The sequence below is a fragment of the Sporolituus thermophilus DSM 23256 genome (genome assembly GCF_900102435.1).
Taxonomy (GTDB): Bacteria; Bacillota; Negativicutes; order Sporomusales; family Thermosinaceae; genus Thermosinus; species Thermosinus thermophilus.
Map to the genome: position 1 here is coordinate 104,237 of NZ_FNBU01000005.1, position 19,147 is coordinate 123,383.

Consider the following 19,147-nt stretch of genomic DNA (forward strand, 5'->3'; position numbering starts at 1 on the left):
ATGACCGATAGCTTATCAATGGTTTTGTCACAGCGCATTGCCATCATTGCCGTCGTTGCCTATATTTTCTCCCAGACCAACGCCTTTCGGCTGATGTTTACCGAAAACACTACCCCGCGGGAAAAATGTATTCTCATTTTGTTTTTTTCTACCGTATCGATCGCCGGGACATACTTTGGGATTCCCATTGAAGGGGCTATTGCCAATGTACGCGATACCGGCAGCATTGTAGCCGGACTGCTGGGCGGGCCGCTGGTCGGTACGGCTACGGGGCTAATCAGCGGCTTGCACCGAATTTCGCTGGGGGGATTTACTGCCGTTCCCTGTGGGTTAGCCACTATAATTGGGGGTATCTTTGCCGGTTATGTCCACAGCAGAACGCGCCCCAAAACCACCGAATGGATCACAGGGGTGCTCATCGGCATTGCCGTTATTCTTTTCAGCATGGGCCTTATTCTGTTGTTTTCCAAGCCGACGGCGGCCGCGCGGTCCCTTGTCATGCAAGTTGCTGTGCCGATGTGTCTGGCCAATGCCCTAGGCATTGCCGTTTTTATGATTATCATACATAATGCCCGTCAACACCAGACCAAAATTGGCGCTCTACAAACTAACAAAGCACTGCGAATCGCTAACGCTGCATTGCCGTATTTTCGCCAGGGTCTGAGCGACCTTTCGGCGCAAAAAGTAGCCACAACCATTCTTAATATGACGTCGGCCGCTGCCGTAGCTATCACTAATCGGGAAAAGGTGCTTGCTCATGTTGGCCTTGGCAGTGACCACCATACTAATGGCCGACCATTGTTGACCGCCGCTACAAAGTCTTGCTTAGAAAGCGGACAAGTGACAGTGGCCCAGCGGGCGAGCGAAATCGGCTGTATTCACCCTAACTGCCCGCTAAAATCGGCTGTTGTCGTTCCGCTGTATTGCCGGGACGAGATTGTTGGCACATTAAAAATTTACTATGCGCTTGAAGAGGCGATGACGGCGTTGGATCTGGAATTTGCCCAGGGTTTGGGCCAGATTTTCAGCACCCAGCTAGAATTGGCCAATCTGCAAAAAAAGGCGGAATTGGCGGCCAAAGCCGAACTCAAGGCGCTACGTGCGCAAATAAATCCTCATTTTCTTTTCAATGCTTTAAACACAATTATTTCACTTTGCCGCACTAACCCGGAGCAGGCGCGCAATCTTCTTATTGAGCTGAGCGATTTTTTCCGGCGTAGTTTAAAATCGGCGCGGGATTTTGTTACGTTGCGTGAAGAACTGGAGTATGTAGACTCTTACCTTACCTTGGAAAAAGCAAGATTTGGGCGGCGGCTGACGATTGTCAAAGATATCGATGCGGCAACACTCAATACCCTCTTGCCGGCTTTTACTTTGCAACCTTTAGTGGAAAATGGCGTAAAACATGGTTTGTTGGCCAAAGAACAGGGTGGGACGATAACAATTTCCGCTCATTGCCAGGGGGATAATGTACATATTGCCATCAGTGATGATGGCCAGGGTATTCCGTCCTCACTCCAGGAGCATATCCTGGAGTGTGGTTTCGGCAAAGGTACTGGCATTGGGTTAAGTAATGTCAATGAACGCCTCAAAACTATTTATGGCCCTCAATACGCCTTAGAAATAAACAGTTGTGAAGGTAAAGGTACTACTGTTAAATTGCATATTCCCATCAGCAGGGAGGTGGCGGTGTGAAGGAGGGGAATAGGCCAATACGGGCTATGATTGTCGACGATGAGGAACCGGCCCGCAACGAACTTCGCTACCTGCTGGAACGTTTTTCCGATATAGTTATCGTCGCTGAAGCTGAGAGTAGCAAACAGGCTTTGCGGGCAATAACCCGTACCCAACCGCACCTTGTTTTTCTCGATATCGAAATGCCTGGGATGAACGGCATAGAATTGGCAAATAGAATTGCGGAAGCTGGGTTTTCGCCGTTCTTGGTTTTTGCTACCGCGCACGAGGAATTTGCCGTAAAAGCCTTTGATATTAATGCGGCTGACTATTTGCTTAAGCCATTTTCACAAGAGCGGCTGGGCCGGTGTATCAACCGCGTTCGTGGTTTGCTTGTATCGAGAATGACAATGGCTGTACAAACTGCTGCCCAGTCCCGAAGGGAGGAGGAGTATGCGCCCTGCGCCAGGCAGCGATTGGCTGTAGAGTACAACGGCAAGGTGATTATCCTGAACGTGGATGAAATTATCATGGCCTGCTGTGCTGACGGCCAGGTGATCGTTCATACGCACGAGAAGGCTTACCCCTGCAACCTCACGTTGCAGGAACTGCAGGCCAAGCTGGAGGAACAGCAGTTTTTCCGCAGCCATCGCGCTTATCTGGTGAATACCGAGAAAATCCGTGAGATTATTCCTTGGTTTAACGGCACTTATAACCTTGTTTTGGATGGACTAGCCCATACGGAAATTCCAGTTAGCCGTCAACAGGCGCCTAAACTGCGGAAACTTTTCGGCATATAACGCGATTCACCGGAGAAAAGGGGCCGTTCACCCCGCTTTTTTGACATTCTGCAAAATAACTATTGCTCAATGGTTTACCGGTAAGTTATACTAAGATAAAATATTTGGAATTGTCATGAAAGGTGGTGATAGTCACGCAGAAATACGGACTACCTATATAGTTATCAGGTAAAAGGGAGGAGAAGTATGAATTCAATTAATTTGCTAGTTGTTGCCGTATGCGTGTATTTCCTGGCCTATCGCTATTATTCGGCATTTATTGCCGCCAAAGTGTTGGCCCTTAATGACAACTATGTAACGCCGGCATATCGCTGCAACGACGGCAGGGAATTTGTCCCCACCAACAAATGGGTTTTGTTTGGGCATCACTTTGCCGCCATAGCCGGCGCCGGTCCGCTTGTCGGCCCTGTTTTGGCTGCCCAATACGGGTGGGGACCCGGTTTTATGTGGATTTTGCTTGGTTCTGTTTTTGCCGGCGCCGTTCATGACTTTATCATTCTTTTTGCTTCCGTTCGTCATGGCGGACAATCGCTGGCGGTTATCGCCCGTCGTGAAGTCGGTCCCATCACCGGTATAACCACTTCTTTATCCATTTTGTTTATTATCATCGTAGCTCTGGCAGGTTTGGCGATCGTTGTCGTCAACGCTCTCTTTAAAAATCCGTGGGGCGTATATACATTGTTCATGACGATCCCGATTGCAATTGTCATCGGGCTGTACATGTTCAAAATCTGCCCTGGCTCAATTCGTTCCGGTTCGCTTGCTGGCTTCATCTTAGTATTGTTGGCAGTGTTTACCGGCCACTATATTCCCGGTTCTGCCTGGGCGGAAGCCTTCACTCTCACCAAGCAGCAGCTATCCATCGCTCTGCCGCTGTACGGGTTCATTGCCGCCGTGCTGCCGGTCTGGCTGCTCTTGGCGCCGCGCGACTACCTCAGCTCTTATATGAAAATCGGTACGGTTTTGGCCTTGGCCTTGGGCATCCTGATTGTACAGCCCACTGTCAATATGCCGATGACTACCCGCTTCGTCGATGGCGGCGGACCGATTATTCCTGGCCCCGTTTGGCCGTATGTTTTCATTACCATCGCTTGCGGCGCCATTTCCGGTTTCCATTCGCTGATCAGTTCCGGTACCACCCCGAAAATGCTGGAACTGGAAACTCAAGCCCGCTTGATTGCCTATGGCGGCATGCTTACCGAGGGCTTTGTGGCTATTATGGCGCTTATTTCCGCCGTCGTACTTATGCCTGGCGACTATTTCGCCATCAATACGCCGGCCGCCGTATTTGCCAAACTAAATATGCCGATAGTTGAGCTCAAACAATTGTCGCAGCTTGTCAACATGGATGTAGCACACCGGCCCGGCGGCGCCGTGTCGCTCGCAGTGGGCATGGCGCACATCTTCTCCAGTATCGGCGGCATGAAGCATTTGATGAGCTACTGGTATCAGTTTGCTATTATGTTTGAAGCTCTCTTCATCTTAACCACTATTGACGCCGGTACCCGCGTCGCCAGGTATATTCTCCAGGATATAATCGGCACCTATCTGTATGCGCCGCTGAAGCAGACCAACTGGTGGCCCGGCATCCTGTTTACCAGCGCTGTTGTAACCTATGCGTGGGGCTATTTAGTGTATAGCGGGGACGTAGCCAGCATCTGGCCGCTCTTTGGTGTAGCCAACCAGCTTCTGGCGGTTGTCGCTCTTGCTCTTGGCACTACCGTAATCCTGAAAGTTGCGCCTAAGAAATCCTATCATTGGGTAACGACAGCGCCGCTGGCTTTCCTGTCCGTTACCGTAATTTCCGCCGGCGTTATGAATGTCGGTATGTTCTATAAACGCGGCGATACGCTCGGCAATATCAACGGTACAGTAAGCATTGTCCTTATCGCCCTGGTTGTCATTACACTGCTCGACTCTTTCCGTACTTGGAGTAGACTGCTTAAGACGGAAAAACCGGAAGGCATGAACGTTGAGGTACAGCCTGTCTGCCGTATCGACGGCCCGACCAAACCCAATATTCCGAGCTAACCCAAAGCTAATGAGGAAGGGGGCTTGCCCTCTTCCTCATTCTTATGTCGCACCGTTTTTAAAATCCGGCAAATAAAGGAATTCTATTAAATATCGGCGAATAGCAACATAAGTAAAAAAGCGCGCAGGGGGTAAACATGAAAATCATTCTTGCAGAACACCGCGGTTTTTGTTACGGCGTAAAACGGGCAGTTGAAACAGCCAATACCTGCATAGGACAGGGACCCGCCTATACGCTTGGACCGATTATTCATAATCCGCAGTTAGTGCAGCGATTGGCTGAGCAGGGGGTGGCCATGGCAAATGACCTTGATCAAATTCCTGCCGGCCGGGTAATTATCCGTTCCCATGGCGTGGGGCCCGAGGTGTATGACCAGGCTAAAGCTCGCGGCCTGGAAATTGTGGACGCTACCTGCCCGCATGTCAGGAAGGCGCAACAGGCGGCCCGTCAACTAGCGGAAAAAGGTTACTACATAGTGGTGGTAGGAGAGCCTAACCATCCCGAAGTCAAGAGTATCGTCGCTTGGGCAGGAGAGAGGGTAGCAGTGGTGGAAACCGCGGCTGATGCCCAAAACCTTCCTTTTTACGAACGGCTTGGCGTAGTGGTGCAGACTACTTTTGCCAGCGATCAATTCAATGCCATTGTGGATATTCTAAAGACGAAATGTCTGGAGATTGAGGTCAGCCGCACCATTTGCGTTGCTACCGACCAGCGGCAACAGGCGGCGGTCGAGCTGGCCCGCAAGGTCGACGTAATGGTCGTGGTCGGGGGAAAAAATAGCGCCAATACTTCTCGACTGGCAGAACTCTGCCGTCTTCAAGGTTGTCCGACGTACCATGTGGAAACGGCGCAGGAATTGAAAATGGACTGGTTTACCGGCGTGCAAGCGGTAGGACTTACGGCCGGCGCGTCGACACCAGACTGGATTATAGAGGAGGTATATTCAAAAATGCAAGAATTTGACCAACTGTTGCATCAAGATATGAAGCCGCTTGAACCGGGTGTTATTTTAAAAGGCAGGGTCGTTGGCGTTCGTAAAGACGAGGTCTTTGTTGATATTGGTCATAAAGGCGAGGGGGTAATTCCCTTGACCGAGCTCGCCTACCCTATGCCGGAAAATGCGTCTGACGTCGTTAGCGAAGGCGATGAAATCGATGTTTATGTGTTGGCGCCTGAGGACAATGACGGTCCGGTCAAGCTTTCGAAAATTAAAGCAGATAATATTGTTGCCTGGGAGAAACTACAGGCGGCAGCGCAAGCGAATGAGACGGTTACAGGCAAAGTAACGGCGGTTGTTAAAGGCGGCCTTGCAGTGTCTGTATACGGTGTCCGCGGATTTGTACCGGCATCGCAGGTGGCCGTGCAGCATGTAGCGGATTTAACCCCTTATGTGGGCCAAACCTTAGAATTGCTGCCCATCGAAATTGACCAGGCCAAACAAAAGATCGTGCTGTCACGCCGGAAAGTTTTGGAACAGGAGCAGCAGCGTCGGACTGAGGAGCTATTTGCCAGGTTAGAGGAAGGGCAGATCGTTACCGGAACGGTAAGCCGCATCACCGATTTTGGCGTTTTTGTCGATTTAGGCGGTGTCGACGGTCTTATTCACATATCTGATTTGTCCTGGCATCGGATCAAGGACCCCAGGGAAGTAGTAAATATAGGCGACCAGGTGCAAGTTTTCGTCCAAAAAGTCGACCCTAAGGCCAAACGCATTTCTCTCAGTCTCAAGCGGGTGCAGCGTGATCCCTGGTATGATGCAGTGGAAGAACTGCGTGAGGGCATGACGGTTGCCGGTAAAGTCACCAAACTTGCCAAGTTTGGCGCCTTTGTGGAAGTAAAGCCTGGCGTTGAAGGCCTTGTTCATCTTTCCGAACTAGCCGACCGTCGGGTTGCCAGTGCCCAGGAGGTTGTAACGGCTGGTCAGACGGTAACGGTAAAAATTCTAGGCATTGATAAGGAAAACAAACGTATTGCCCTGAGCATTGCCCAGGCTCAGCAGGATGCCGAGCGGGCTGATTATCAACGGTTTCTTAGCCAGAAAGCGGATACGTTTGGCATGACAATTGGCGAAAAGTTTGGCCACCTTTTTGGCCGCAAGTAATAGAGGAACTACATGCGCAAATCCCGTAAATTAGACCACCTGAGATATGCTATGACCGTTGCCGACGGGCCGACATCCAGTGGCTTTGAAGATATTAAGCTTATTCATAATTGTCTGCCCGAACTGGACTGGGGCGATATTGACCTTTCCAGTTCGCTGGCAGGGCTGCCGCTGCGGCACCCAATCATTGTCAATGCCATTACCGGCGGTGCGGAAGAAGTGACGCGCATTAACGCCGCATTAGCGGATTTTGCCCGACGGACCGGAACGGCGATGGCGGTCGGCTCCCAGTACGCTGCCTTTGAATATCCGGAAGTTAAAGGGTCTTATGAGATTGTCCGCAAAATCAATCCGGACGGTATTGTCTTTGCCAATCTCGGTGCGCACGCCACGCCGGAGCAGGCTAGGTTGGCCATAGAAATGATTGGGGCCGATGCTATCCAAATCCACCTCAATGCCGCCCAGGAAATTATTATGGCTGAAGGAGAACGGCGCTTTTCCGGTTACCTGGAAAATATAGCTGCCATTGTTGCGGCTGTAAAGGTACCGGTAATTGTTAAAGAGGTGGGCTGCGGCATTGCCCGTGAGCAGGCAACCCAGTTGACGCTCGCCGGGGTCCGGGCCATTGACGTAGGCGGGGCCGGCGGAACCAACTTTATAGCCATAGAAGCAGCCCGAACGGCGACTGCTTTAGCCGATGATTTTCTCGTTTGGGGCATACCGACAGTCGTTAGTGCCATCGAAGTGGCGTCTGTCTTGCCAAAAGGCGTAGACCTGGTAGTTTCAGGGGGAGTTCGTACGCCTACCGCAGCAGTAAAAGGGTTGGTTATTGGTGGCGCGGCTGTCGGCATAGCTTCACCTTTAATCAAAATGCTTACCGAGCAAGGAATGGAGCAGACCGTTGCCTGGTTCGAACGTTTTCTTACGGATATGAAACGGCTGCTGCTCTTGCTTGGCGTCCGGACGGTAGGTGACTGCGCCGCTGCGCCGTTTGTTGTCACCGGGTTTAGCCGCGAATGGCTGGAATGCCGTGGTTTTGACATTAAGATATATGGGCAACGCAAAAAGCATGGCTGACAAAAGCCATGCTTTTTTGCATGATTTTCGGGAAATAGGATAAGCTAGGTTAGCAGATATTTTAATCCAAGCGTGATGAGGTGAAAGATATGAGTTTGCCAATAGGCATGATTATTCTATTGGTAATCGGAGTGCTGGTCTATTTTGGCTGTGCGCAGCGCATTTTGGATCGGATGCGAATGACTGACAAACAAGCCCTTTTGTTTATCGCCGGCATCGTTATCGGTAGTTTTATCGACATACCGCTGATGACTACACCGGTTGAAGTAAGCGTGAATGTGGGTGGCGCGGTGCTGCCAGCCCTATTGTCCATATGGCTCATTACCAAAGCCGATGAGCCGGCCGAACGGGTAAGAGCAGTTTTCGCCGCACTACTCGTAGCAGGCGCTGTATGGCTTGGGTCGCGTTACCTGCCCTACGAGCCGGAAACCATGTTTTTGGATCCCAAATTGATTTATGGCATTTCGGCTGGTCTTATTGCCTATCTGGCAGGTCGTTCACGGCGAAGCGCATTTATCGGCGGCGTGCTTGGCATTATTTTAAGCGATATTGTCCATATGCTTACCCTGATTAGTGCCGGTATCCCAGGGACAACGGATATCGGCGGCGCCGGCGCTTTTGATGTGACCATTATCGCCGGTCTTGTCGGCGTCATGGTGGCCGAACTTGTGGGGGAAACGCGGGAAAAGCTTCAGGGCGGCCCGGTGCTTGGCCCTCACCGCCCAGAGGGACTCTACGAATTTAGCAAAGAGCTAACCGAAAGAGATAGCCGGAAGGCAGCGGTCAAGCCACCAGCTTCTTCAAACAATGACAAGGCCCGCAAGAATAGGGGTGACGACAGTGAATAGACTGTTAGTTTGCGTGCTAATTTTGGTCATTGGCATTGTTTTTAGCGGAGATGCTTTTGCTCATGAGCGTAATGACGGGGGATATTATACTATTGTGGACGAACAGGGAACCCCTGTTTATTATACCGGTTGGAAAGTCAGGGTGGGTGATCAATGTCTCACGGCTGATAACAAGCGTTATGAAGTATATCAAATCGAAGGCGACACCGCCCGCGCGCGCTTGATCGGCCAGGTGAACCTTGCTCAATACACGCCGCCAGGTGGTGCCATAGCTATGTTTGAAGGGTTGTTGCAGCCGCGTGTTGCCAGAGCCCAAGGCGGAAAAGTGGCTATCTATCATACCCATTCCGATGAATCCTATGTACCAACGGACGGTACGGAGAGTAAAGTTGGCGCTGGTGGTATTTACAAGGTTGGCGACTCATTTGCTCAAGCGCTAAAAACCAAAGGGTTCGATGCTATCCATTCGCAGGCCAAACATGATCCGCATGACGATATGGCTTATGAGCGTTCCCGTCGGACAGTACTGGATCTACTGAAGCAGCAGCCGGATGCTATTTTTGACATTCACCGCGATGCTGTTCCCGCAGAAGTTTATAAGGCAAACGTATCGGGTCAAGAAATTAGCAAAGTACAGTTAGTTGTGGGTAAATACGGACCTACGGGCAAACAGATTGAGGATTATGCATTGCAGATCAAGGCTGCGGCAGATAAGCAGCATCCCGGCCTAGTTAAAGGTATATTCTTTGCAAAGGGTGGCGACTACAATCAGGATCTCCATCCGCGGGCGATGCTGCTCGAAGTCGGTGCTCATACCAATACCCGCGATTCGGCGGAAAAAGGAATTGCCCTTTTTGCCGACGTCGTGCCAACCGTTTTGGGCAAGACCGCTCCCGGTCCGCAAGCTACTAATGGCGCAGCAGGATTAGGAACTGCTGCCACCGGACCGTCCGGAGCCAGTAAGTCAATAGGTTGGATTTTAGGATTATTAGTAGTTGGCGGAGCGGCCTTCCTGTTTCTAAGTACCGGTGGTTTTAAGGAAGCAGGCGCCAAGCTTAAGCAATTTACCTCTTCAGAATTTGCCAACTTCCTAGGCCCTCGGCTCAAAGGCAAAAGAAGAAATAATCCTAATGACAGGGATGACAGCAACCCCAAGTGATTATCATATACCATGGGCGACGACAACTGCTGCCGCTAGTGGCATGTTATTTGCATCTTGGCCGCGAACAGGACGTTGGGCTTATTTTGCGCCGCGCTAAACTTCAGCAGAATATTCAGCCCTTTACTATTATCGGAACGGACAGTAATGGCAATATTGTCTGCTGTCTGGCGTATGGTTCTTATGGCGGAATTTACTGTCGGGCCGTGCAAGGAATTGCGCAGATATTTTCGGTCGACATTAAACTCATTAATGTCGACCATCTTTGCTCTTGCCGCTCCGGCAAAGGATTGATGTCGGTGTTAAGGAAGTACCTGGCTGAGTGGTTTCCGTCTATTTTTGGACCAGCATATTTACAGGAAGTGTCTGAAGTTTTGTGGGGCGCCTGTCTTGGCAGGCGACAGGGTGATGCTATCTGATTATAATCTATTACTGTTTTGCTGGCGCCCATGCTTCGGTTGTGGCGTCCGCCATTCATTGCGGTCTGCTGCCGACCGATAGGATACCTAGTCATGAGGAGTTTCTGGCGATACCTTATTATGACAGGACTTTGCCGGAACTTATCGGTCAGCCTTATCTGATGGGGGAAGATGCGCGTGGGAACAGTGTCTATTTCATGGGCTTGTGTAACCAGCGGCAGCAGATCGATAACATGATTCGCACGATTTTAACCGTAGTGGGTATTCATGACGGTAAATACATTCTACAGGACGCTTTTCCACTTATCACTTTTTCTACCAAATTAGGCGGGTTGCTGTCAAAACGTTACTGTCTGACCAACCTGGGACGGTCTATGTCGATATGGGGGATTCAGCGTTGCTATCCACAATTTGTAGAACTGGTGGAAAATGTCAAGCGCCGATTGGAGTGATGCAAATAGCCTCATCACTCCTTTTGTTTATTTGCAGGAGAATGGCCGAGGCATACTGAATATAAAAGCAGAGGTGAGAATTTTGGCATTTAAAGGCATTATTGCCAGGGTACTGCCGAACAGTATTGCAAGCGAATTGGAACTTGCACCCGGCGATCGCCTGCTCGCGGTAAATGGAAAACCGGTGCAGGATATTATCGATCTTAGTTTTGCACTGGCCGAGGAAATGGTTGAACTACTGATAGAAAAGGCAAATGGTGAACAGGAAATTATTGAAATCGAAAAAAATTATGACGAAGATCTTGGTATAGAGTTTGAAAGCGCTGTTTTTGACCAGGTGCGCCGTTGCGCCAACCGCTGCATTTTTTGTTTTGTCGATCAAATGCCGCCAGGAATGCGTGACAGTCTCTATGTAAAGGATGACGATTATCGCCTATCTTTTCTTTACGGTAATTTTATTACGCTGACTAATTTAGGACCTCGCGATCTTGAACGCATTCGCCGGCTTCATTTGTCTCCCCTTTACGTCTCTGTGCATGCGACAGATGGAGAAGTGCGGCAGAAAATGCTGGGCAATAAGCGGGCCGGTCAAATCATGCAGCAGCTCCGCGATCTTATTGACGCAGGCGTAGAACTTCATACCCAGGTGGTGTTGTGCCCTAGTATCAATGACGGGCCTATTCTGGAGAAAACCATTGCCGATTTAGCCGAACTATATCCGCATGTTCTGTCGCTAGCCATAGTTCCGGTGGGATTGACCCGCTTTCGCGAAGGTTGTTATCCCCTTAAATCCTTCACTGCGGATCAAGCGGCTGTCATTATTAACACTGTCCATCATTGGCAGCGTCGCTTCCAGCAGCAATGGGGGACAGCATTTGTCTATTTGGCTGATGAATTTTATGTTGCTGCCGGCCATCCCATCCCGAAGTATGACGTATATGGCGATTTTCCCCAATTAGAAAATGGCGTCGGGATTGTTCGCATGTTTTTAGCCGAATGGGAACAACAGACAGCGGACGGGGTGGCTTATTCCGAAAAACATTATATTGATGTAGTATGCGGTGTTTCAGCCGCCAAAATTATCGAGCCGCTGCTGGCAGACCTAAAAATTCCTAACCTGAATACCAGGGTCGTGGCTGTAGAAAACAATTTTTTCGGACCAAGTGTCACGGTAACCGGTCTTTTGACCGGACAGGACATTCTGGCTGCCCTGCGCAGACTCCCTGGACCGCGTACCGGTGTTATTATCCCCGGCGTGGCGCTAAGGAAAGGCGAAGCTGTTTTTTTGGATGACCTAACCCCCGATAATTTGGCGCAGGAACTGGGGGCTACGGTACGAACGGCCTATTTTGCCAAAGACCTGCATCACTTGCTTACGGCTTGGAGGTAAAATGATGAAAACATCACTCGGTTTAATTCAGGTATATACTGGCAATGGCAAGGGAAAAACTACTGCTAGCCTGGGGTTGGCGCTCCGGGCCTGCGGTCATGGGTTTAAAGTATGTATGTTCCAGTTTATGAAGAATAATCCGGATTATGGGGAGATGAAAGCTGCTCATTTGCTGCCAGGATTTAAAATTATTCCTGTTGGCCGCAACGAGTTTGTGAATTTGAAAAATCCGGAGTCTATTGATATCCAATTGGCCCGTGACGGCTGGGAGCTGGCCAAGTCCGTACTCCGCTCCCGTGAATACAATATTGTTATTTTGGATGAAATCAATGTCGCAATGGCCTGTGGACTAGTGGACACGCGGGAGGTTGTTTCCTTCTTGCAAGAAATCAAGGGCGAGACGGAAATATTGTTGACCGGCAGATACGCTCCCGCCGAAATTATCGCCATTGCCGACTTGGTAACGGAAATGTGCGAGGTGCGCCACCCCTATTCTCAGGGCGTTGAGGCTCGGCAAGGAATCGATTATTAGCAAACTAAATTTCAAAAGGTGATGACAGTGAGTAAACCTATTGTCGCGATCGTGGGCCGCCCTAATGTGGGCAAGTCCACTCTGTTTAATTTTATTGCCAAGAAGCGGGTATCTATTGTCGAGGATATACCTGGCGTTACCCGTGACCGGATATATATGGATGCCGAGTGGTTGGGCCGGGAATTTACCATGATTGATACCGGCGGTATAGAAATTGAGACTACTGACCGCATACTTTCCGCTACCCGCCATCAAGCCCAATTAGCCATTGAAGAGGCTGATGTTATTATCTTTGTGGTTGATGGTAAAACAGGTATAACAACAGCGGATGAAGAAGTAGCGGCGATGCTGCGTTCTACTCGCAAACCGGTTATTTTGACAGTAAATAAGATTGACAGTCCCAAGGATGAACCGGCTGTTTATGAGTTCTACAACCTTGGCTTAGGTGATCCGATTGCCATTTCGGCTACTAACGCCCTCAGCATTGGTGACCTGCTGGACAGGGTAATTGAACTCCTCCCGCAAACAGGGAACGCCGAGGAAGACAATGATGTCATCAGGGTCGCATTTATCGGGCGGCCGAATGTGGGGAAATCTTCACTGGTAAATGCCCTGCTGGGCGAAGAGCGGGTAATTGTCAGCGACATACCGGGGACCACGCGCGACGCAATTGATACCTATTTTGAAAAAGACGGTACAAAATTTATCCTCATTGACACAGCAGGCATGCGGCGCAAAGCGCGCATCAATCAGCCGGTGGAACGATACAGCGTTATCCGTTCGCTGCGAGCCGTGGAACGGGCTGACGTTGTTCTTATGGTTATTGACGCGGTGGAAGGTGTTACCGAACAAGATAAGAAGATTGCCGGTTATGCCCATGAAGCGGGGCGGGGTATTATCATTGTCGTCAACAAGTGGGATTTGATTGAAAAAGACAGCAAAACCGCTCTGCGCTATACAGAGAACATCCGCAGCGAAATGGCCTTTATACAGTATGCGCCTATTTTGTTCACTTCCGCCCTTACCAAACAGCGCGTACATCGGATTGCAGAATTGGTAAAGTTCGTGGCTGAGCAGCATGCTATGCGTGTGCAGACAAGTGTTCTCAATCAGGTGATCGAAGACGCTATCCGTATTAATCCTCCGCCTACGGATAAAGGAACACGATTAAAAATTTTCTACACTACCCAAGCTGAAGTAAAACCACCTACTTTTATCTTTTTTGTTAATGAACCGGAAATCATGCACTTCTCCTACCTTCGCTATCTGGAAAACAAATTACGGGAAGCTTTTGGTTTTGAAGGCACGCCACTTAGGTTAGTTGTGCGCGGGCGTAAAGAAGAGGAGTGAGTCAATGCAGTATTTTTGGGTCATTGCACTAAGCTATCTAATTGGATCAATCCCGAACGGTTTAATTGTCGGTAAACTGATGTGTGGTGTGGATGTTCGGCAATTTGGCAGTAAGAATATAGGCGCTACCAACGTGTATCGCGTTCTGGGACCGTGGCCCGCCTTTTGGGTGTTATTGACCGACTTGGCCAAAGGCGTAGCCGGCGTATATCTCGGACAGTATTTTGTGGGAACACCGCTGGCTCTGCTGGCTGGCGGCATTGCCGCCATTGCCGGGCATAACTGGTCTGTTTTTTTGAATTTTAAAGGCGGTCGGGGTGTTGCTACCGGCTTAGGCGTTATTGCCGTCATTGTTCCTAAGATCACGGTTATCGTTTTTAGTGTTTGGGCGCTTATAGTGTATTTTACCCGCTATGTATCTCTCGGCTCTATTGTGGCCGCCGCTTTAGTACCCCTGCTGATGTGGGGATTTGGTGAGCAGAAGGAGTTCTTGTATTTTGGCATTGTTGCCGCCATTTTTGTAATTGTTCGGCACAAACCGAATATTGAGCGGCTGCTCAAGGGCGAAGAATTAAAAATTAAAGCCGGTGGCAGTAAAACTAACAAGGAGAAGTGAGTTACCATTGATGAAAGTTGCGGTTATCGGGGCCGGAAGTTGGGGTACTGCGCTGGCGGGGCTCCTGGGTGAAAATGGCCATGAGGTAGTGTTGTGGGCGCGCAGCAACCGGTTGGCCGAAGAACTAAACCGAACACGGGAAAACACTGCTTACTTGCCTGGAGTGTTGTTGCCGGCTTCTGTCGTTGTTACTAGCGATCTGAAACAGGCTGTTGCCGGTGCTCGTTTCATTTTTGTGGTTACTCCTTCCCACGCCGTGAGGGAAACAGCGGCAGCGCTAAACAAAACTTCGTTGGCCGGCGGAAGCATCATTGTTTCGGCGGCTAAAGGGCTGGAATTAAGTACGTTTAAACGAATGTCTGAGGTCATCGCCGAGGAACTTCCGGCATGTGCTGAATCGATCGCCGTCCTATCAGGCCCCAATCATGCTGAAGAAGTCGGGAGGCGGCATCCTACAGCGTCGGTAGTGGCCGCTACTTCACAGGAAGTGGCGGAATTGGTGCAGGATCTTCTTATGAATCCCTTTTTCCGTGTTTATACTAACCCGGATGTAATTGGCGTTGAACTGGGGGGGGCATTAAAGAATATCATTGCGCTGGGAGCAGGGATTGCCGAGGGGCTGGGATTTGGCGATAATGCCAAGGCCGCCCTTATGACCCGTGGGCTCGCCGAAATTGCCCGTCTGGGAATGGCTATGGGCGCAAAGCCATTAACTTTCGCTGGCCTAGCAGGTATCGGCGACTTGATGGTGACATGTACAAGCCGTCATAGTCGTAACCGCCGTGCCGGAATTATGGTTGCCCAGGGGAAAAGCGTCCAACAAATTCAGGCGGAAACTAACATGGTGGTGGAAGGAATTCGCTCAACATTGGCCGCTTATAAATTGGCCCAACGCTACGGGATTGTAATGCCAATCACTGAACAAACTTATCGAATCCTCTATGAAGGGAAACCGCCCCGCGACGCAGTTCTCGAACTCATGACACGCGGCAAGACCCATGAAATTGAAGAAGTGGCAATCTCGCACGGGATACTTTGGCAAAAGTGAAAACTTTTGGTAAGGAAAAAAGAGTATGGAGTTACCATACTCTTTTCTTTTGTAATATCTTCTGCGGCATGTCATATATTTATAATGATTATTTGAGCATTTCTCGCATTTTGGAGGCAATTGTCTGCATCCGTCCGGTATTACCGCTAAAGGAGGGATGACTAAGGTCGTAGTGGGCAGCATGCGCAAAGATATCAGAGATTACAGAGTGGGGAGGGGAAACAATGGAAAAATTTGATTTGTTCAGAGACATCGCTGAACGTACTGGCGGCGATATTTATATCGGTGTTGTAGGCCCAGTACGCACCGGCAAATCGACCTTCATCAAACGGTTTATGGAGACAATGGTCCTGCCGAACATCGCAGATCCATATGATAAAGAACGGGCAAAGGATGAACTTCCGCAAAGCGGTGCCGGCAAGACTATTATGACAACCGAGCCGAAATTCATTCCGAATGAAGCTGTAGAAATCACCGTAAAAGACAATGTAACGGTACGGGTACGCATCGTTGATTGCGTCGGTTATACTGTTGAGGGTGCCCTTGGCTACGAAGAAGAGGAAGGCCCACGGATGGTATTGACTCCGTGGTTTGACCACGAAATTCCGTTTCAAGAAGCGGCAGAAGTAGGAACCCGTAAAGTTATTACCGAACATTCTACCATCGGTCTGGTAGTGACCACTGACGGCTCTGTCACTGACCTGGACCGGGACAAATATGTACCGGCTGAGGAGCGGGTTATCGCCGAATTAAAAGAGCTGCAAAAGCCGTTCCTGGTAATCCTTAATACCAATCAGCCTACGGCCAAGGAAACGCGTGAACTGGTCGCAAAACTGGAAAACAAATATGATGTACCCGTAATTCCCGTTGACTGCGCTCAATTAAACCATGACGACATTTACGCTATTCTCCAGGAAGTGCTGTACGAATTCCCGGTTAAGGAAGTAAATATTACGTTGCCCAAGTGGGTAGAGGAACTGGGCGGCGATCATTGGTTGCGGGTGAAGTTTGACGGCGCCGTGAAAGAAGTTGTTGGTTATGTACGGCGGCTGCGGGATATTGATCGTGCTATTGACGATCTTTCCAGCTATGATTTCGTTGCTGATGTTATCTTGCACGATATGGACCTTGGCAGTGGCGTTGCCGTGATTGAGATGACTACTCGCAATGATCTTTTCTACCAAGTACTTGAGGAGCTTACCGGCTTTACCATTGGCGGTGAGCATCACCTGCTGCGCCTCATGAAAGATCTGGCCGTAGCTAAGCGTGAATATGACAAGTTGGCAACTGCCCTTGATCAGGTTAGGCAAACGGGTTACGGTATTGTACCGCCGCAACTCGAAGAAATGGTGCTCGAAGAGCCCGAAATCATCCGTACCGGGAACCGTTTTGGCGTAAAACTGCGGGCAAGCGCGCCTTCGCTGCATATCATCAAGACTGATGTGCAAGCCGAAATATCGCCTATCATCGGAACGGAAAAACAAAGCGAAGAGCTTATCCAATACCTCATGCGCGAATTTGAAGGTGAACCTGAAAAAATCTGGCGCACCAACCTATTTGGTAAATCACTAAATGCCTTGGTGCGTGAGAGTATCCAAAACAAACTTACCAGTATGCCGGAAAACGCACAGAACAAATTGCGTGAAACATTGCAAAAAGTTGTCAACGAGGGTAGCGGCGGCTTAATCTGCATTATTTTTTAAAAGCCAGTAGGATGAAAAATAAAGCAGTCAGTCTATCTAGACTGACTTTTTATTTTTCATCCCATCTTGTCATTTGTATAAGCCTGCGGTATAATGTCTACTATAAAAGGATAATTATCCGTGTCAGCAATACGGAAGGAGTGCAAAGAATATGGTGACAATGCAAAAGTCGGCATTCTATCTTGTCCGGGAGGAAATCTTGCCCGAAGCAATCAAAAAGACAATTAAAGTGAAGGAGTTATTAAAGCGCGGTGAAGCAAAAACCATTAACGAAGCTGTTGAAAAGATGGGGCTTAGCCGCAGCGCCTATTATAAATATAAAGATTTTGTTTTTCCGTTCTATGAGGCCAGCAAGGAGAAAATCGTGACTATTGCCTTACTACTGGAACATAAGCCGGGCGTGTTGTCAAGAGTTCTTAATACGATTGCTGGCGATCGAGGCAGTGTTCTTACTATTAACCAAGGCATTCCTCTTCAAGGTGTGGCTAACGCCACTATCTCAATTGAAACGGCTGACCTTGCTGTCGATTTGGAAGCTTTGCTGGACAAACTGCGCATGGTCGAAGGTGTAAAGCGGCTGGAACTTCTTGGGCAGGCATAAGGGGGAACCAAGATGGGAGAGAAGGTTATTCAAGTAGGGTTACTGGGGATGGGAACGGTCGGCTCCGGTGTAGTTAAACTTTTGGCGGCCAATGCGCAGGATATTGCCCGCAAAGTAGGAGCGCCGGTGAGAATAAAAAAAGTATTGGTCCGCGATCCTGAAAAACCAAGGCCGGGTTTATTGCCCGACCAGCTCGTCTATGATGTTACAGCAGTAATTGACGACGCCGATATAGATATTATAGTAGAAGTAATGGGCGGTGAACAACCAGCGAAGGATTATATTTTACAGGCCCTTAACCGCAGAAAACATGTCGTGACGGCCAATAAAGATGTTGTTGCAAAGTATGGCCGGGAATTGTTCGCAGCGGCGGAAGCAAACCATGTAGACTTTTTGTTTGAGGCTAGTGTTGGCGGTGGTATTCCTATCATCAGACCGCTCAAACAATGTTTGGCGGCCAATAAAATCAGCGAGGTCATGGGTATTGTCAACGGTACGACGAATTATATGCTCACCCAGATGACTCAGCATGGCCTGGACTTTGCTACGGCGCTACGCCAAGCCCAGGCCGCAGGTTATGCCGAAGCAGACCCTACCGCTGATGTGGGGGGGTGGGATGCAGCTCGTAAAATCGCGATTTTGGCTTCCATCGCTTTCGGGACCCGGGTCACGGTTGATGATGTCTATGTGGAAGGGATTACTACCATTGGCGCTGAAGATATTGAGTACGCGTGCGAATTAGGCTATGTTCTCAAACTTCTTGCCGTTGCGAAAGAAACCGACAAGGGTATTGACGTTCGTGTTCACCCTGCTTTTATTCCTCATCATCACCCGCTTGCGGCGGTACAGGACGTCTTTAATGCCATTTATGTGCGTGGTGACGCAGTTGGCGAAACGATGTTCTACGGGCGTGGCGCCGGACAGATGCCTACTGCTAGTGCAGTAGTGGCGGACGTAATTGATGTGGCGCGCGACATCCGCCATCATGTCAGCAGCCGCATTCTTTGCACCTGCTATGAGCAAAAGCCCTTGTGCCCCATTGAGCAGACAGCTTCTCCCTATTACATCCGTTTGTTAGTGGAAGATAAACCAGGCGTGCTCGCTGCGATTGCCGGTGCTTTTGGGGCTCAGCAGGTTAGCTTGCATTCAGTCATCCAAAAACGCAAGGTGGATAATTGGGCTGAAGTAGTACTGATCACCTACCGGGTATCTCACGCCAGTCTGCGGCTGGCTATCAATACTATTGAGGGAATGTCTATAGTGAGTAAAGTACAAAATGTCATTCGCGTAGAAACGGGCGAAATCGATTAAAGAGAGTAACAGAAACATATTAGAAGCAGCGGAG

General features: G+C 49.6%; 17 protein-coding genes. All 17 read left to right on the forward strand.

From position 1 onward, the window contains the following. The 17 genes from BLQ99_RS04790 (at window position 1) to BLQ99_RS04870 (ending at window position 19,113) form a co-directional block, all read left to right on the forward strand. The gene (locus tag BLQ99_RS04790) at window positions 1-1,695 is read left to right on the forward strand and encodes a sensor histidine kinase (RefSeq protein WP_093688662.1); all 1,695 of its coding nucleotides are present in this window, start codon (window positions 1-3) and stop codon (window positions 1,693-1,695) included. Then, on the forward strand, window positions 1,692-2,474 hold the full coding sequence (locus BLQ99_RS04795) for a LytR/AlgR family response regulator transcription factor (RefSeq protein WP_143005865.1): 783 nt from the start codon (window positions 1,692-1,694) through the stop codon (window positions 2,472-2,474). The genes BLQ99_RS04790 and BLQ99_RS04795 overlap by 4 nt, the downstream gene beginning before the upstream one ends. A 186-nt stretch (window positions 2,475-2,660) precedes the next feature. Continuing rightward, window positions 2,661-4,505, forward strand: a complete 1,845-nt coding sequence (locus BLQ99_RS04800; protein ID WP_093688666.1) for a carbon starvation CstA family protein — start codon at window positions 2,661-2,663, stop codon at window positions 4,503-4,505. 137 nt (window positions 4,506-4,642) lie between these two features. Further along, the gene (locus tag BLQ99_RS04805) at window positions 4,643-6,607 is read left to right on the forward strand and encodes a bifunctional 4-hydroxy-3-methylbut-2-enyl diphosphate reductase/30S ribosomal protein S1 (protein WP_093688668.1); all 1,965 of its coding nucleotides are present in this window, start codon (window positions 4,643-4,645) and stop codon (window positions 6,605-6,607) included. Between the two features lie 12 nt (window positions 6,608-6,619). Further along, entirely contained in the window at window positions 6,620-7,684 is a 1,065-nt protein-coding gene (gene fni / locus BLQ99_RS04810; protein ID WP_093688670.1) for a type 2 isopentenyl-diphosphate Delta-isomerase, read from the forward strand. 89 nt (window positions 7,685-7,773) lie between these two features. Continuing rightward, window positions 7,774-8,532: a DUF1614 domain-containing protein gene (locus BLQ99_RS04815; protein ID WP_093688672.1), complete on the forward strand. Its 759-nt coding sequence runs from the start codon at window positions 7,774-7,776 to the stop codon at window positions 8,530-8,532. Next, window positions 8,525-9,691, forward strand: a complete 1,167-nt coding sequence (gene spoIIP, locus BLQ99_RS04820) for a stage II sporulation protein P (RefSeq protein WP_093688674.1) — start codon at window positions 8,525-8,527, stop codon at window positions 9,689-9,691. The genes BLQ99_RS04815 and spoIIP overlap by 8 nt, the downstream gene beginning before the upstream one ends. Beyond that, window positions 9,688-10,110 carry a hypothetical protein gene (locus BLQ99_RS04825; protein WP_093688676.1) on the forward strand — a complete coding sequence of 141 codons (423 nt, stop codon included), beginning with the start codon at window positions 9,688-9,690 and terminating at the stop codon, window positions 10,108-10,110. Before spoIIP ends, BLQ99_RS04825 begins: the two co-directional genes overlap by 4 nt. A 5-nt stretch (window positions 10,111-10,115) precedes the next feature. Beyond that, window positions 10,116-10,562, forward strand: coding sequence for a DUF3189 family protein (locus tag BLQ99_RS04830; RefSeq protein ID WP_281240868.1), 447 nt, complete (start codon window positions 10,116-10,118; stop codon window positions 10,560-10,562). A gap of 73 nt (window positions 10,563-10,635) precedes the next feature. Then, complete coding sequence (locus tag BLQ99_RS04835) at window positions 10,636-11,952, forward strand: DUF512 domain-containing protein (RefSeq protein WP_245690268.1); 1,317 nt, start codon at window positions 10,636-10,638, stop codon at window positions 11,950-11,952. A gap of 1 nt (window position 11,953) precedes the next feature. Further along, the gene (gene cobO, locus BLQ99_RS04840; protein WP_245690266.1) at window positions 11,954-12,484 is read left to right on the forward strand and encodes a cob(I)yrinic acid a,c-diamide adenosyltransferase; all 531 of its coding nucleotides are present in this window, start codon (window positions 11,954-11,956) and stop codon (window positions 12,482-12,484) included. A gap of 27 nt (window positions 12,485-12,511) precedes the next feature. After that, a complete protein-coding gene (gene der / locus BLQ99_RS04845; RefSeq protein ID WP_093688682.1) occupies window positions 12,512-13,834 on the forward strand; it encodes a ribosome biogenesis GTPase Der in 1,323 nt (440 codons plus the stop codon). Window positions 13,835-13,838: 4 nt separating this feature from the next. Beyond that, the gene (gene plsY / locus BLQ99_RS04850) at window positions 13,839-14,450 is read left to right on the forward strand and encodes a glycerol-3-phosphate 1-O-acyltransferase PlsY (RefSeq protein ID WP_093688684.1); all 612 of its coding nucleotides are present in this window, start codon (window positions 13,839-13,841) and stop codon (window positions 14,448-14,450) included. A 10-nt stretch (window positions 14,451-14,460) separates the two neighbouring features. Then, window positions 14,461-15,498: an NAD(P)H-dependent glycerol-3-phosphate dehydrogenase gene (locus tag BLQ99_RS04855; RefSeq protein WP_281240869.1), complete on the forward strand. Its 1,038-nt coding sequence runs from the start codon at window positions 14,461-14,463 to the stop codon at window positions 15,496-15,498. Between the two features lie 224 nt (window positions 15,499-15,722). Further along, window positions 15,723-17,201: a stage IV sporulation protein A gene (gene spoIVA / locus BLQ99_RS04860; RefSeq protein ID WP_093688688.1), complete on the forward strand. Its 1,479-nt coding sequence runs from the start codon at window positions 15,723-15,725 to the stop codon at window positions 17,199-17,201. A gap of 154 nt (window positions 17,202-17,355) precedes the next feature. Next, complete coding sequence (locus BLQ99_RS04865; RefSeq protein ID WP_093688737.1) at window positions 17,356-17,802, forward strand: ACT domain-containing protein; 447 nt, start codon at window positions 17,356-17,358, stop codon at window positions 17,800-17,802. Between the two features lie 12 nt (window positions 17,803-17,814). Then, on the forward strand, window positions 17,815-19,113 hold the full coding sequence (locus BLQ99_RS04870; RefSeq protein ID WP_093688690.1) for a homoserine dehydrogenase: 1,299 nt from the start codon (window positions 17,815-17,817) through the stop codon (window positions 19,111-19,113). The last annotated feature ends 34 nt before the right edge of the window (window positions 19,114-19,147 follow it).